The following is a 14,002-nucleotide window of genomic DNA, read 5'->3' on the forward strand; positions in this document are numbered from 1 at the left end:
CCGTACCGCGGGTCCGGCGCGATCCGCCGGACCCGCGGTACGGCGCTACACGCCTTGCCCGCTGCCGGTCCCGGAGGCCACCTTGATGCCCTTCGTGACCTCGTCGATCACGTCCTGCTTCTCACTGACGTCGACGCCGAAGCGGATGATCACGAGCTGCTTGGCATTGAGGGGGGAGGGGAAGGCGAGCGACTCGACATAGCCGTCCTCGCCCTTGCTGGTGACCGCCTTCCAGCGGACCAGGTAGCCCTTCTGCCCCGCCACGGTGACCGCCTTGGAGGCGAGTACCTCGTGCGAGGTGATCTCGCCGTAGGACTTGCCGCCGTAGGACTCCTCGGCGTTCTTGGAGATGTCCTCCTTCGCCGCCGCCTCGGCCGTGGTGGCCTTCAGCTCGAGTGCCACCGCCGGGGCCGAGTACAGGCCGCCGGCGGTGCAGGTGGCCGTGGTGTCGCCGGGGCACTTGTAGGAGTCGTCCGAGGTCACCGCGGCGCCCACCGTGATGCTGGAGCCGGTCCAGCCGTCGGGCACCGGGATGCTGATGCCGTTGATCGGGTCGGTGGCGAAACCGGGCTCCTGCGGCGGAAGGGACTGACTCGGCCCCGGGGCCTGGCCGCGCGGACCGCCGGAGCCTCCCGAGCCGCCACCGGGGCCGCCGCTGGGCGCGCCCGAGGGCCCGCCCGAACCGCCGGGGAAACCGCCGGGACCCTGGGAGTTGGCGGTGTTGTCACTGCTGCCGTCGCTCTTCGTCAGTGCGTACACCCCACCCCCGATGCCGGCGAGGACCGCTATCGCCACGGCGACGGCTATACCGGTGCGCAGTCCGCGCCGCGGCGGGCCCGGCGGATAGGCCGGATACGGTCCGGTGGCCGGCGGGTGCGCCGGGGGACCCCATGCGGCGGCCGACCCGACGGGCCGGGTCTGGTCCGTCCATGTCTCCCCGTCCCACCAGCGCTCGGTGGCGGGACTGTCATCTGTCTGCCCGGGGTCGGGATACCAGCCGGGAGGAGTCACCTGCGTCATGGTGCCCACCGTATGAGGCCTGCGTGAAAGACGGATGAGAGGGGCGGGGGAAGGTTCATTTCAGGACTAGCCGGAGAGGTGTCCGGTCCGCTCGCGGCGGCAACCGCAGCCCGTCCCGCCCCGGCGTGATCGACCCTAGAACGCTGGGATGCCGGGCCCCGGTGCTCGCCGGGTCGGTGCCCGGGAGGCCGTGCAGGGTCAGGAACCCGAGTACGGCGAAGGCGTACGCCTCCTTGGCGGCCGAGGGCAGGCCCAGCGCGTCGGAGGTGTGCAGCGTGACGCCGGGGAGTTCGGCGCCGAGCATCGCCATCAGTACGGGGTTACGGGTGCCGCCGCCGGAGGCGATCACCTCGGTGGCCCGCACCGTGCGCACCGCGTCGGCGACCGTGCGGGCGGTGAGCGCGGTGAGGGTCGCGATGACGTCCTCGCCGGTCAGCGTCCTGAAGCCGGTCAGCGCGTCGCGCAGATAGCCGAGGTGGAACAGCTCCTTGCCCGTCGTCTTGGGAGCGGGCAGGCCGTAGTACGGCTCGGCGAGCAGGCGTCGCAGCAGCGGGCCGTGGACGGTGCCGCGGGCGGCGAGGGCACCGTCCACGTCGTGGTCGAGGCGGCCGCCGCTGAAGCCCCGTGCCGCCGCGTCCAGGAGCGCGCACGCGGGCCCCGTGTCGAACGCGGTGCCGTCCGGCGCGGTGAGGTTGGCGATACCGCCCAGATTCAGCGCCACCGGCGTCCCCGCCCTGCCGCGCAGCCACAGCCGGTCGAACAGGCTGACCAGGGGTGCGCCCTGCCCGCCGGCGGCGATGTCACGTGGCCGGAAGTCGGCGACCACGGGCAGCCCTGTCGCCTCGGCGATCCAGGCCGGCTGCCCGAGCTGGAGGGTCCCGTGCACCCGCCCGTCCGCCACCCAGTGGTAGACGGTCTGGCCGTGCGAGGCGACCAACTCGGCTTCCTCGTCGCACAGTTCGCGGTCGGCGCGGACGGCCGCCGCCGCGAAGGCCTGCCCGATCCGGGTGTCCAGGCGGCACACCTCGGCCAGGCCGCTCGCGGCCGGCGGAAGCGCCGCCGCCAGCGCGTCGCGCAGCTCGGAGGCGTACGGCTCACTGACGAACCCCAGCGGCCGCAGTACGAGGCTCTCCTCGTCGAGGGTCAGCTCGGCCGCCGCCGCGTCGATGGCGTCGTACGACGTCCCGGACATCAGGCCGATCACCCGCACCTCCTCAACTCCCTTGCTTCTGCTGCCCCTTGGGAAGCGTGGCCAGCGCCAGGACGCTGACGGCGCAGGTCGCCGCCGCGTAGTACCCGGGAATGTCCACGTTCCCCGTCCGTTTGACCGTCTCGGTGATGATGAGCCCCGCGCAGCCCGAGAACACCGCATTGGACAGGGCGTAGGCGAGTCCCAGGCCCGTGTAGCGGACGCTCGTCGGGAACATCTCGGAGAGCATCGCCGGCCCGGGCCCGGCCATCAGCCCGACCACGGCACCCGCCAAAAGCACGGCGACACCCTTCACCCCGTTCGAAGTCCCGGCGCTCTGAAGAAGGTTGAGCAGCGGGATCGCCAGCACGGTGACCAGGACGGCCCCCGTGAGCATCACCGGGCGCCGTCCGATCCGGTCGCTGAGCAGGCCCGCCGGGATGATCGTCGCCGCGAAGCCGAGGTTGGCGACGACGGTGGCGAGCAGTGCCTGCTGGAAGGTGGCGTTCAAGGTGCTCTGGAGGTAGGCGGGGAGCACGACGAGGAAGGTGTAACCGGCCGCCGCCCAGCCCATGACGCGCCCGGCGCCGAGCGTGATCGCGCGGGCCAACTCCCGCCCTGTCGGCCGCTCTTGGCCCTGCTCCCGGGCGAGGGCGGGCGTCCCGTCCAGGCGGGTTTCCCTCTCGAAGGCCGGCGTCTTGTCCAGGCGGGTTTCCTTCTCGAAGGCCGGTGTCTCGTCCAGCCGAAGGCGCAGCCACAGCGCGCCGAGGCCGAGTGGCAGCGTCAGCAGGAAGGGGAGCCGCCAGCCCCAGTCGCCCAGCTCCTGTGCGCTGAGCACCGTGGCCAGCAGCGCCGCGACCCCCGCGCCGGCCAGCAGTCCCAGCGCCACCGTGAACGACTGCCAGGACCCGTAAAGGCCGCGCCTGCCCGGCGGTGCGAACTCCGTCATCACCGAGACCGCGCCCCCGAACTCCCCGCCCGCGGACAGCCCTTGAAGCACCCGCAGCAGAGTGAGCAGCCAGGGAGCGAGGGCGCCGACGGTGGCGTAGGTGGGCAGCAGGCCGATCAGGGTCGTCGCGGCCGTCATCAGGACGATCACCAGGATCAGCACCGGACGGCGCCCGATCCGGTCGCCGAGCCGTCCGAACAGCGCGGCGCCGACGGGCCGGAAGAAGAACGCGAGTGCGAAGGACGCGTATGTCTTCACCAGGCCCTCGACCTCGCTGCCGCCCTCCGGTGTGAAGAACCGCGCCGCGATGATCGTCGCGAAGTAGCCGTAGACCCCGAACTCGTACCACTCGATGAAGTTGCCCACGGAGCCCGCGAACAGGGCTCTGCGGGACTGTCCGGTCGGAGAGGCGCGCAGGTCGGAGTCGTGCGCGGGGGCGCTCATGCCGGTTCCTCCCGGGGCGCGGCGGGGCCGGGCGGTCCCGGCGGGGCGGCGGAGACTGATGTTGGAAAATTAGTTTCAGTTCGTGGGTGGTTGGCTGTCAATAACTTTCACCCGGCCTGGTCGGGGCATCGGCGCGTCGACTGCGGAACCCCGCCGTCACTCGTCTCGGCAACAGCTGCCCGGACCCGCCGACATGACGGCTTCGAGAGGGCTACGCTCTTTGCCTGTACGTCGTTTGGGCGACCTGGGGAGGTAGCGGGATGACGGAGGCCGGGCCAGGAGTGGCCGCCTCGGCTCCCCTGTGGGAGCGCGACGAGGAAGTCGCCACGCTCGAACAGGCGATCGGCGCCCTGCGCGCGGACTCCGCGACGCCGGGAAGCCTGCTGGTGTTCAGCGGTGACGCCGGCCTCGGCAAGACCGCGCTCCTCGCCGAGGCGCGCCGGATCGCGGAGAGCACCGGCTGCGCGGTGTGGTCGGCACGCGGCGGCGAGACCGTCACGTCCGTCCCCTTCAATGTCGTACGGCAGCTGTTGCAGCCCGCTCTGGTGTCGTTATTGCCCGAGGAGGCGCGCGAATATCTGGGCGACTGGTACGACATCGCGGGACCCGCGCTCGGCATAGCGGAACCGGGCGACCGGCAACCCGACCCGCAGGGCGTCTGCGACGGCCTGGTCGCGGCTGTGCGACGACTGGCCAAGCGCGAGTGGCCGCTCGTCCTTCTCGTCGACGACGCACACTGGGCCGACCAGGAGACCCTGCGCTGGCTGGCCGCGTTCGCCGAGCGCCTCGACGACCTGTCCGTCCTCATCGTGGTGGCCCGCCGCCCGTCCGGCGTGAGTGGCGTGAGCGCCGCCTACCTCGACACCATCGCTGCCGCTGCCCGCCCGATCGCCACCCTGAGCGCCCTGACCCCGTCGGCGGCCGAAGGGCTGACCCGTGCCACCCTCGGCGAGCACGCCGACGCCCCCTTCTGCCGCGAGGTCTGGGCGGTCACCGGCGGAAACCCGTACGAGACCGTCGAGTTGCTCGCCAAGGTCCAGGACAGCGGGCTCGACCCGGTGGAGGGCTCGGCCGCCGAACTGCGCGCCCTGAACCGCTCGGCCCGCGGCCGCGGACTCGTCGCCCGCCTCGAAGGACTCGGCATCGACGCCACGCGATTCGCCTGGGCGGCCGCGATCCTCGGCACCGGAATCTCCCTCGACCTGGCCGCCCACCTCGCCGGAATGCCGACCGAGGAGGCCGTGCGCTGCGCCGAACTGCTCGGCGTCGCCCGCATCCTGACCAGGACCGAACCTGTGAACGGCAGGGAGTCCGAAGGCGACCTGGAGTTCGTGCATCCGCTCATCGCGAGCGCGGTCTACCGCTCGATCCCGGACGCCCTGCGCACCGCCATGCACGGCCAGGCCGCCTGGGCGGTCACCGACTCCGGACGGGGCGCCGCGGCCGCCTCCCGGCACCTCCTCGAAGTGCACCCGGACGAAGACCCCGAACTCGTCGAGCAGATGCGCGAGGCCGCCCGCGAACACCTCGCCGTCGGCGCGCCCGACGCGGCCAGGCGCTGTCTGGAGCGCGCACTGGCCGAACCCCCGCTTCCCGACGTCCACGCGCGCGTGCTCTACGAACTGGGCTGCGCCACGCTCCTGACCGCGCCCGCCAGGACGATCGGCCATCTGCGGGCCGCCCTCGACAGGGCCGGCCTCCAGGGCGACCTCCGGGTGGACGCGGTCTTCCGCCTCTCCCAGGCACTCCTCCACAACGACCAGCTCGAAGAGGCCGTCCGCACCGTCGACGCGGAGGCCGCCCGGCTCGACCCAGGCCCTGCCCGGATGCGGCTCCAGGCCGTGCACTACATGTGGGAGGGCATCCACGCCGGCGAGGACCAGGCCTCGGGACGCTCCAGCGGTCTCGCCGAACTCGCCAGGACCTGCACGGGCCGCGACAACTCCGAGCGCGCGCTGCTCATACTGCGCGGCTTCGACGCGATGACGCGCGGCGAGAACGCCGAGGAGGTCGCGGAAGTCTGCGACCGCGCCCTCGTCAACGGCCGCCTCGCACCGGGACTGGGCTGGACCGACACCGAGTGGGGCATCGAACTCCTCCTGATGCTGGGCAGCGCGTACGCCTACGCCGACCGGCTCGACCGCGCCGAGAGCCTGTTCAGCGAGGCCCTGCACGCCTATATGAAGGCAGGCTGGAGCGGCGGCCACCTAGCCCTGGCCAACGCCTACCTCGGCCTCGCACACCGCAGACGTGGTCGCCTCGCCGACGCGGAAACCTATCAGCGCGAGTCGCTGCGCCTCGCGGAGCGGGTCGGGCGCGGGCTGCCCCTGTACTGGTCCGCGACCTGCGGGCTCATCGACACACTGATCGCCCGCGGCCACCTCCTGGAGGCGGAGGAGATCGCCGAGGAGTACGGCTTCGCACCGCCGTACCCGTCCACGATCGTCCTCCCCGACACGCGCTCCGTCCGCGGCCGGCTGCTGTGCGCCGTCGGCCGCACGAAGGAAGGCATCAACGAACTGGAGGCAGCCGAGAAGGCCGCCGCCGTGCGCGGTCACCACAACACGGTGCTCGCGCCCTGGGCTGTCGACCTCGCCCGCGCTCTCGCCACGGAGGACCCGGCGCGCGCCGCGGCCCTGGCCGCAGACGCCCGCCGCCAGGCCGAGCGTTTCGGCACGGACACGGCCATCGGTGAGGCCCTGCGCTGTGCGGCGGCCCTGGAGTCGGGCCAGCGCGCGGTACGGCTCGCCGCCCAGGCGGTCACCTATCTGGAGGCCTCCCCCTGCCAGTACGAGCATGCGGCGGCGCGTGTCGAGTACGGCATCGCCGCCCGGTCGGTGTCCGAGCTCAACAAGGGCCTGACGCTGGCGCGTTCGTGCGGCGCGGACGGAGTGGTGGCACAGGCGCAGCGGGCACTGGACGGCTTCTAGAGCGGGGTCCACCAGCGCCAGTTATTTTTTGGTGCCCGCCTCCTGGTCCGTCGGGTGCCGGCCATCGAGCAACCGCTCGGTGGTCGCCGCCAGCCGCTTCCAGACCTCGCGGTCGTACGCCTCCTTGTGCGCCCGCGAGGGGCTGGTGCCGTCGAAGTATCCGCCCGTGCCCAACTCCGTTGTCACCAGGGCGAGTACACCGGCGCCGCCGTCGGCGACGCTGGACCACGGCTCGACGCCTCCCTCGCGGACCATCGCCGTGTCCATGTAGGTCGCGGGATGCAGCACGTTCACCGACACACCGGTGCCCGCGAGTTCCTCGGCCAGTGCGAAGGTGTGCGCCGCGAGGGCGAACTTGCTGCGCCAGTACGCCGCCCGGCCGCTGTAGCCCCGGGTGAGCTCGGGGTCGTCGAAGTCCAGGGGCTCCTGCCCTGCCGAGCCGACGTTGACGATCCGGGACGGGGCGCTCGCCCGGAGCACCGGAAGCAGCGCGCGGGTGAGCGCGACCGGCGCCAAGTAGTTCACGGCGAGCCGTAGTTCATGTCCGTCGCGGCTCAGCTCGCGGCCCGAACCGGGCGAACCGAAGCCCACACCCGCGTTGTTGACCAGGATGTCGAGACGGGGATGTGCGGCGGCGACCTCCGCACCGAGCCGCCGTACCTCGTCCAGCGAGGCCAGGTCCGCGACGAACCCGTGCGCCGCACCGCCCTCCGCCGCCAGCTCCGCGACGAGCTGCTGCGTACGTGAGCGGTCGCGCCCGTGCGCGAGGACGACGTATCCGGAGCGGACCAGTTCGAAGGCGACGTACCGGCCGAGGCCGGAGGTGGCGCCGGTGATCAGGACAGTGGGCACAGGGGCTCCGTTCACAGGGGGTCTCCGTCCAGCCTAGGCACGGGCGGGCACCGCAACCTGGTGCTGTTGTCACTACGCTGGGCAGGGTCACCGTGCCGGATCGGCCGACCACTGAGGGCCGCCGGCCGCCGGCCGCCGGCCATCGGACTCTCCGGCTCAGGCCTCCGCCCCGTCCTCCTCCGCCAGCACCCGCTGGGCCACCGCGAACGCCGAGTTGGCCGCCGGGACACCGCAGTACACGGCGGTCTGGAGGAGGACCGCGCCGATCTCCTCAGGGGTGAGCCCGTTGTGCCGGGCCGCGCGGACGTGCATCGCGAACTCGTCGTAGTGGCCGTGGGCCACCAGCGCGGTGAGCGTGATCATGCTGCGCTCACGGCGGGTCAGTGTCGGATCCGTCCAGATCTCGCCCCAGGCGTAGCGGGAGATGAAGTCCTGGAAGCGGGCGGTGAAGGGCGTCTGGCGGGCCTGCGCGCGGTCCACATGGGTGTCGCCGAGTACCTGGCGGCGTACCTCCATACCGCGCGACGGGTACCCGTCGAAGTGTCCGCGCAGCGCGGCGAGCACGGCTTCGGGGCGTTCGGCAGGGGCCAGATGCGAGGCGCCCGGGAGCTCGGTGAGCGTGGCGCCGGGCACCGCGTCCGCGATCTCCCGCAGATGCGCGGGCGGCGTCGCCGGATCCTCGCGACCCGCGATCAGCAAGGTCGGCGCTCCGACGACCGAGAGCCGGTCGCGGAGGTCGAACGCCGCGAGTGCGTCGCAACAGGCGGCGTACGCCCCCGGGTCGGCGGTCCGGAGGTCCTCGACCAGCTCCGGCACGGTGAAACCGGGCGTGAACCAACGGGAGTTCGCGGCGTCGGCGAGCGCGCCGAGGCCCTCGCGGCGCACGACTGCCGCACGCTCCTCCCACGGCTTGGAGCCGTTGAAGTGGGCCGAGGAACAGACGAGGGCCAGGGACGACACCCGCTCCGGGTGGTGCACGGCCAGGTGCAGACCCACCGCGCCGCCCAACGAGACGCCCGCGTAGGCGAATCGGTCGATGCCGAGCGAGTCGGCGAGGGCCAGCACCAGTGCGGCAAGGTCGGCCATGCTCGCGCCGGGTCCGATCAGGTCCGCCGGGGAGCCGCCGTGACCGGGCAGGTCCCAGCGGATCACCCGGTGCGTCACGGACAGCTCGGGCGCGACCTTGTCCCACAGCGCGCTCGATGTGCCGAGCGAGGGCCCGAGCAGCAGCGGGGGAGCGGTGAGGGGCCCTTCGGCGCGGTGGTGCGGCAGCTTGCCGTGAGAGAGGGTCGTCAACGTCGCTCCAGGGCACGGTCGGTGAGGGCTCCGGCGGAGCCCGTGTAGTGGGCCGGGTCGGTGAGGTCCACGAGATCGAGATCCTTGAGTTCCGGCTCCTCGTCGAGCAGATCGAGAAGTGGCCGGTTCTCGTTGACCGCCCGTTTCGCGGCCGCCGTCAGCAGCTCCTTCGCGCGGGCCCGCCCGAGCACGGGAGCGAGCGAGGCGGCCAGCCGCTCGGAGACGATCAACCCGTGGGTGAGGCCGAGGTGTTCACGCATCACTTCGGCGTGCACCCGCAACCCCTCGGCCAGTTCCGCGGTATCGCGCGCTGCCCCGCCGACGAGCCGTAGCAACTCCCGCAGCGGCTCCCATTCGGCGTGCCAGGCCCCGGCCGGGCGCTCGTCCTCGGCCGCCATCGCCCCGTACAGCGTGGCCGCCAGCTGTGGTGCGCGCCGGGCGGCGGCGGCGACAAGGGTGGCCCGTACGGGGTTGGCCTTGTGCGGCATCGCGGACGAACCGCCGCCGCTGCCTTCGGAGACCTCCGCGATCTCGGTACGGCCGAGGATGAGCACGTCGACCGCGGTCTTGCCCAGCGCTCCCACCGTGAAGGCCAGTGCTCCGGCCAGGTCGGCGATCGGCGTACGAAGGGTGTGCCAGGGCAACACGGGCTCGGCGAGGCCGAGTTCACGCGCGTACGCCGCGGTCAGCGCCTGGGTGTCCGCCGCGCCGAACTCGCTGAACGCCGCCAACGTCCCCGCCGCGCCGCCCAGTTGAGCGGGCAGCGAGCCCCGTACGGCCGAGACCCGGTCCCTGGCGTCGAGGACCAGTGACCGCCACCCCGCCGCCTTCAGCCCGAAGGTCGTCGGCACCGCGTGCTGCGTCAGCGTCCGGCCCGGCATCACCGTGTCCCGGTGCTCCGCCGCGAGCCGGGCCAGGGCACGTTCCGTACGGTCCAGATCCTCCAGGACCAGATCCAGAGTGCGCACGGCGACCAGAATGGTGGCCGAGTCCATGATGTCCTGGCTCGTCGCACCCCGGTGGACGTACGCCCCGTATTCTGCGCCGACCGCCTTGGTCAGGTCCGCGACCAGCGGGATCACCGGATTGCCGCCGTCGCGGGCGCGCAGCGCGATCGACCGTACGTCGAAGCCGGACACCTCGGCCGCGGCATCCACGGCGGCGGCCGCCTCCGCCGGAGCCAGTCCCAGGGACGCCTGGGCGCGGGTCAGCGCCGTCTCCGCGTCGAGCAGCGCCCGCAGATACGCGGTGTCGCTCGTCGCGGCGGACGCCGGGGAACCTGCCCACCCGGGGGCGAGCAGGGCTTCGGAATCACCGAATGTCACTGGAACTCCAGGAAGACCGTTTCGCCTTCGCCCTGAAGGCGGATGTCGAAACGGTACGTCCGGTTCGTGCCCTCGGCCGCGATCAGCGTGGCGCGCCGCTCGGCCGGGAGCGCGTCGAGCAGCGGGTCGGCGCCGTCGGCGAGGTACGCGCGGGTGTAGAGGTGGTTCGTCAGGCCGCGTGCGAAGACGCACACGCTGATGTACGGCTGCCCGGCGTTGCCCGGTACCAGTGTGGAGAGCGCGTAGTGCCCGTCGGTGTCCGTGGGGACCCGCCCGAAACCGGTGAAGTCTATGCCGGTGCGGCCCAGGAAGCCGCCGGTGGACGGGTCGCGGCGCAGCGAGCCGGGGGCGCCCTTCAGGGACCCGTCGGGCGCCGCCTGCCAGAAGTCGAGCATGGCGTCGGGGATCGGCTCGCCCGCTCCGTCGAGCACGTACCCGTGCAGGGTGATCGCGTCGGGGTGGCCCTGGGGTGCGACCTGACCGCCGCCGGGAAAGGGGAGCGCGTACCCGTAGAAGGGGCCGATGGTGTGGGACGGGGTGGGGAGCAGCCGCTCGGTCATGCTCATCGGCCTTCCTCGATCCAGGTGGCGGAGGGGCCGTCGAGGACGATGTCCCACTCGTAGCCCAGGGAGAACTCGGGCTGGGAGAGATCGTGGTTGTAGGTGGCGATCAGGCGGTCGCGGGCCGCCGCGTCCGTCACGGAGTTCAGGATCGGGTCGTACGGGAACAGCGGGTCGCTCGGGAAGTACATCTGCGTCACCAGTCGCTGGGTGAACGCCGTGCCGAAGACCGAGAAGTGGATGTGGGCCGGCCGCCACGCGTTCGTGTGGTTGCCCCACGGGTAGGGGCCCGGCTTGATCGTGGTGAACGAGTAGCGGCCCTGATCGTCCGTCAGGGTCCGCCCCACACCGGTGAAGTTGGGGTCCAGTGGCGCCGGGTGCTGTTCGCGCAGATGGGCGTAGCGGCCGGCGGAGTTGGCCTGCCAGACCTCGACGAGCTGACCGCGCACGGGACGGCCGGAGCGGTCGAGCAGCCGGCCCGAGACGGTCATGCGCTCGCCGATCGGCTCGCCCCGGTGGTGGCGGGTGAGGTCGTTGTCGATCTCGGTTATGTCGGTGACGCCGAACACGGGACCCGACAGCTCGACCGTCTCGGGGTCACCGCCGCTCACGGCGATCAGCGGCTGCTTTGGGTGGCGGAGCACCGAGCTGCGGTACGGGGCGTAGTCGCGTTGCGCGTGGTGCAGGACCGGGCCGCCGCCGGCGACCGCCTTGTCGTACGCGTCCTGGCGGTCCTTGATCTCGACGTCGATGTCCGACTGAGTGAGAGCCATGGTCGACTTCCTATCGTTCGAGGACGAGGGCGAGGCCCTGGCCCACGCCGATGCAGAGGGTGGCGACGCCAATTCCGCTGCCCCTGCGGGCGAGTTGGTGGGCGACGGTGCCGGCGAGCCGGGCTCCGGAGGCGCCGAGGGGGTGGCCGAGGGCGATGGCGCCGCCCTGTGGGTTGAGGATCGAGGGGTCGAAGCCGGGCCACTCGGCCACACAGCCGAGCACCTGCGCGGCGAAGGCCTCGTTCAGCTCCAGAGTTGACAGGTCGTCAAATCTCTTGCCCGCCTTGGTGAGAGCGCGCTTGACGGCCTCGACCGGGGCCAGTCCGAAGTACTGCGGTTCGATCGCGGAGACACCGGTCGCCGAGACACGGGCGAGAGGCTCGCGGCCGGTGGCCTTCAGTCCCTCCTCGTCGACGAGGAGCAGGGCCGCGGCCCCGTCGTTGAGCGGGGAGGCGTTGCCCGCCGTCACCGTGCCGTTCTCGGTGCGGAAGGACGGCTTGAGCTTGGCCATGGCATCGAGGGACGCGGAGGCGCGGACGGATTCGTCGGCGGCGAAGACGACCGGCTCGCCCTTGCGCTGCGGGATGGACACGGGTGAGATCTCGGCGTCGAACAGGCCGTCCGCCTGGGCCCGTGCCGCCTTCCGGTGGCTGGCGAGCGCGAACTCGTCCTGCTGCTCACGCGTGATCTTGTGCTTGTCGGCGATGAGTTCGGCCGACTCGCCGAGCGGGATCGTCCACTGCGGGTCCATCCTCGGGTTGACCATGCGCCAGCCGAGGGTGGTGGAGTACAGCTCGGCGTGCCCGGCCGGGAAGGGCTTGTCGCTCTTCGGCAGGACGTAGGGGGCGCGGGTCATCGACTCGACTCCACCGGCCAGGGCGATGGAGGCGTCGCCGAGCGCGATGGCCCGCGCGGCCTGGATGACGGCTTCGAGCCCGGAGGCGCAGAGCCGGTTGACCGTCACACCGGGGACGGAGGTGGGCAGTCCGGCGAGGAGCGCGGCCATCCGGCCGACGTTGCGGTTCTCCTCGCCGGCGCCGTTGGCGTTGCCGAGGTAGACGTCCTCGATCCGGGCGGGGTCCAAGTCCGGTGTACGGGCGAGGAGTTCACGGATGGCGTGGGCGGCCAGGTCGTCCGGACGCACGGACGCGAGCGCACCGCTGTACCTGCCGATCGGGGTCCGTACGGCATCGACGATGTAGACGTCGCGCAGACTCATGACTGGATCTCCTCGGGAATGTGCACCTTCGCCGCGGTCTTCGCCACGATCTCCTCCGCTGTCACGCCGGGCGCGGTCTCGAACAGCACCAGCCCCTGCGCCGTGACGTCGAGGACACCGAGATCGGTGATGATCCGGTTCACGCACGCTCTGCCGGTGAGCGGCAGCGCGCACTCCTCCAGGATCTTCGGAGAGCCGTCCTTGGCGGTGTGGGTCATGACGACGATGACCGTACGAGCGCCGTGCACGAGGTCCATCGCCCCGCCGATGCCGGTGATCATCTTGCCGGGGATCGCCCAGTTGGCGAGGTCGCCGCCCGCCGACACCTGCATGGCGCCGAGAACGGCGACGTCGATGTGCCCCCCGCGGATCATCCCGAAGGAGAGCGAGGAGTCGAAGTAGGAGGCGCCCGGCAGGACCGTGACGGTCTCCTTGCCGGCGTTGATCAGGTCCGGGTCGACCTGGTCCTCCGTGGGATAGGGGCCGGTGCCCAGGATGCCGTTCTCCGACTCCAGGACGACCTCCACGCCCGGCGGGAGGTAGTTGGGGATCAGCGTCGGCAGACCGATGCCGAGGTTCACGTACTGGCCGTCCCGAAGCTCGCGCGCGGCGCGGGCGGCCATCTGTTCGCGGGTCCAGGCCATCAGTCGCTCACCGTTCCGTCCGCCGCGGGCGCCGAGACCGTCCGCTGCTCGATCATCTTGGCCCGCGCCTGCTCGGGGGTGAGGGCGATGACCCGCTGGACGAAGATCCCCGGCAGGTGCACCGCGTCCGGGTCGATGCCGCCCGGCTCCACGAGCTCCTCCACCTCGGCGATCGTGATGCGGCCGGCCATGGCGGAGAGGGGGTTGAAGTTGCGGGTCGACTTGTTGAAGACCAGGTTCCCGTGCCGGTCGCCCTTGGCGGCCCGTACGAGCGCGAAGTCCGTGCGGATGCCGAGCTCCAGTACGTATTCGGTGCCGTCGAACTCCCGCACCTCCTTGGGCGGCGAGGCGAGCGCCACGCCGCCCTGGCCGTCGTACCGCCAGGGCAGTCCGCCGTCGGCGACCTGGGTGCCGACTCCGGCCGGGGTGTAGAACGCGGGGATGCCGGCGCCGCCCGCGCGCAGCCGTTCGGCGAGGGTGCCCTGCGGGATCATCTCGACCTCCAGCTCGCCGCCGAGGTACTGGCGGGCGAACTCCTTGTTCGCGCCGATGTACGAGCCGGTGACGCGCGCGATCCGTCCGGCCGCGAGCAGGACCGCGAGGCCGGACTCCATCGCGCCGCAGTTGTTGGAGACCACGCCGAGCCCGGTGACCCCGCGCTCGTAGAGGGCCTGGATCAGCACGTTCGGTACGCCGCTGAGGCCGAAACCGCCGACCGCGAGCGTCGCGCCGTCCGGCACATCGGCCACCGCCTCCGCGGCTGTGGCGACCACCTTGTCCATCCGAGAAGCCCCATCTCTC

12 protein-coding genes are annotated in these 14,002 nt (G+C 72.0%); 1 reads left to right on the forward strand and 11 read right to left on the reverse strand.

Annotated elements, in window-relative coordinates; genetic code table 11:
- Nucleotides 1-45 precede the first annotated feature (45 nt).
- Genes ACFVKT_RS01390 through ACFVKT_RS01400 form a run of 3 tightly spaced genes read right to left on the reverse strand, consistent with a single transcriptional unit; the run spans nt 46 to nt 3,602 of the window.
- Nucleotides 46-1,020, reverse strand: coding sequence for a DUF2510 domain-containing protein (locus ACFVKT_RS01390; RefSeq protein ID WP_385726331.1), 975 nt, complete (start codon nt 1,018-1,020; stop codon nt 46-48).
- 55 nt (nt 1,021-1,075) lie between these two features.
- Nucleotides 1,076-2,230 carry an anhydro-N-acetylmuramic acid kinase gene (locus ACFVKT_RS01395; RefSeq protein ID WP_385726333.1) on the reverse strand — a complete coding sequence of 385 codons (1,155 nt, stop codon included), beginning with the start codon at nt 2,228-2,230 and terminating at the stop codon, nt 1,076-1,078.
- A 4-nt stretch (nt 2,231-2,234) separates the two neighbouring features.
- A complete protein-coding gene (locus ACFVKT_RS01400; protein WP_385726335.1) occupies nt 2,235-3,602 on the reverse strand; it encodes an MFS transporter in 1,368 nt (455 codons plus the stop codon).
- 260 nt (nt 3,603-3,862) lie between these two features.
- On the opposite strand from ACFVKT_RS01400, the gene ACFVKT_RS01405 reads away from it, so the two are divergent.
- On the forward strand, nt 3,863-6,532 hold the full coding sequence (locus tag ACFVKT_RS01405) for an ATP-binding protein (RefSeq protein WP_385726337.1): 2,670 nt from the start codon (nt 3,863-3,865) through the stop codon (nt 6,530-6,532).
- A gap of 21 nt (nt 6,533-6,553) precedes the next feature.
- Here ACFVKT_RS01405 and ACFVKT_RS01410 read toward each other — a convergent pair whose 3' ends face one another.
- The 8 genes from ACFVKT_RS01410 to ACFVKT_RS01445 form a co-directional block, all read right to left on the reverse strand.
- On the reverse strand, nt 6,554-7,384 hold the full coding sequence (locus ACFVKT_RS01410) for an SDR family NAD(P)-dependent oxidoreductase (protein ID WP_385726339.1): 831 nt from the start codon (nt 7,382-7,384) through the stop codon (nt 6,554-6,556).
- Between the two features lie 156 nt (nt 7,385-7,540).
- Nucleotides 7,541-8,680, reverse strand: coding sequence for a 3-oxoadipate enol-lactonase (pcaD, locus tag ACFVKT_RS01415; RefSeq protein WP_385726341.1), 1,140 nt, complete (start codon nt 8,678-8,680; stop codon nt 7,541-7,543).
- Nucleotides 8,677-10,005 (reverse strand): 3-carboxy-cis,cis-muconate cycloisomerase, encoded by a 1,329-nt coding sequence (pcaB, locus tag ACFVKT_RS01420; protein WP_385726343.1) that lies wholly within the window; start codon nt 10,003-10,005, stop codon nt 8,677-8,679. The genes pcaD and pcaB overlap by 4 nt, the downstream gene beginning before the upstream one ends.
- A complete protein-coding gene (gene pcaG / locus ACFVKT_RS01425; RefSeq protein ID WP_385728084.1) occupies nt 10,002-10,565 on the reverse strand; it encodes a protocatechuate 3,4-dioxygenase subunit alpha in 564 nt (187 codons plus the stop codon). The genes pcaB and pcaG overlap by 4 nt, the downstream gene beginning before the upstream one ends.
- A 2-nt stretch (nt 10,566-10,567) precedes the next feature.
- Entirely contained in the window at nt 10,568-11,338 is a 771-nt protein-coding gene (gene pcaH / locus ACFVKT_RS01430; protein WP_385726345.1) for a protocatechuate 3,4-dioxygenase subunit beta, read from the reverse strand.
- Between the two features lie 10 nt (nt 11,339-11,348).
- Nucleotides 11,349-12,551 (reverse strand): thiolase family protein, encoded by a 1,203-nt coding sequence (locus ACFVKT_RS01435; protein ID WP_385728086.1) that lies wholly within the window; start codon nt 12,549-12,551, stop codon nt 11,349-11,351.
- A gap of 2 nt (nt 12,552-12,553) precedes the next feature.
- A complete protein-coding gene (locus ACFVKT_RS01440; protein ID WP_385726347.1) occupies nt 12,554-13,201 on the reverse strand; it encodes a CoA transferase subunit B in 648 nt (215 codons plus the stop codon).
- Entirely contained in the window at nt 13,201-13,983 is a 783-nt protein-coding gene (locus ACFVKT_RS01445) for a CoA transferase subunit A (RefSeq protein WP_385726349.1), read from the reverse strand. Before ACFVKT_RS01445 ends, ACFVKT_RS01440 begins: the two co-directional genes overlap by 1 nt.
- Nucleotides 13,984-14,002 lie beyond the last annotated feature (19 nt).

The organism is Streptomyces sp. NPDC127595 (assembly GCF_042671685.1).
Lineage (GTDB): Bacteria > Actinomycetota > Actinomycetes > Streptomycetales > Streptomycetaceae > Streptomyces.

Coding starts and splice junctions, on each gene's coding strand:
- ACFVKT_RS01390 (WP_385726331.1), bottom strand. CDS start 1,020: ATGACGCAGGTGACTCCTCCCGGCTGGTATCCCGACCCCGGGCAGACA.
- ACFVKT_RS01400 (WP_385726335.1), bottom strand. CDS start 3,602: ATGAGCGCCCCCGCGCACGACTCCGACCTGCGCGCCTCTCCGACCGGA.
- ACFVKT_RS01405 (WP_385726337.1), top strand. CDS start 3,863: ATGACGGAGGCCGGGCCAGGAGTGGCCGCCTCGGCTCCCCTGTGGGAG.
- pcaG (WP_385728084.1), bottom strand. CDS start 10,565: ATGACCGAGCGGCTGCTCCCCACCCCGTCCCACACCATCGGCCCCTTC.
- pcaH (WP_385726345.1), bottom strand. CDS start 11,338: ATGGCTCTCACTCAGTCGGACATCGACGTCGAGATCAAGGACCGCCAG.
- ACFVKT_RS01440 (WP_385726347.1), bottom strand. CDS start 13,201: ATGGCCTGGACCCGCGAACAGATGGCCGCCCGCGCCGCGCGCGAGCTT.
- ACFVKT_RS01445 (WP_385726349.1), bottom strand. CDS start 13,983: ATGGACAAGGTGGTCGCCACAGCCGCGGAGGCGGTGGCCGATGTGCCG.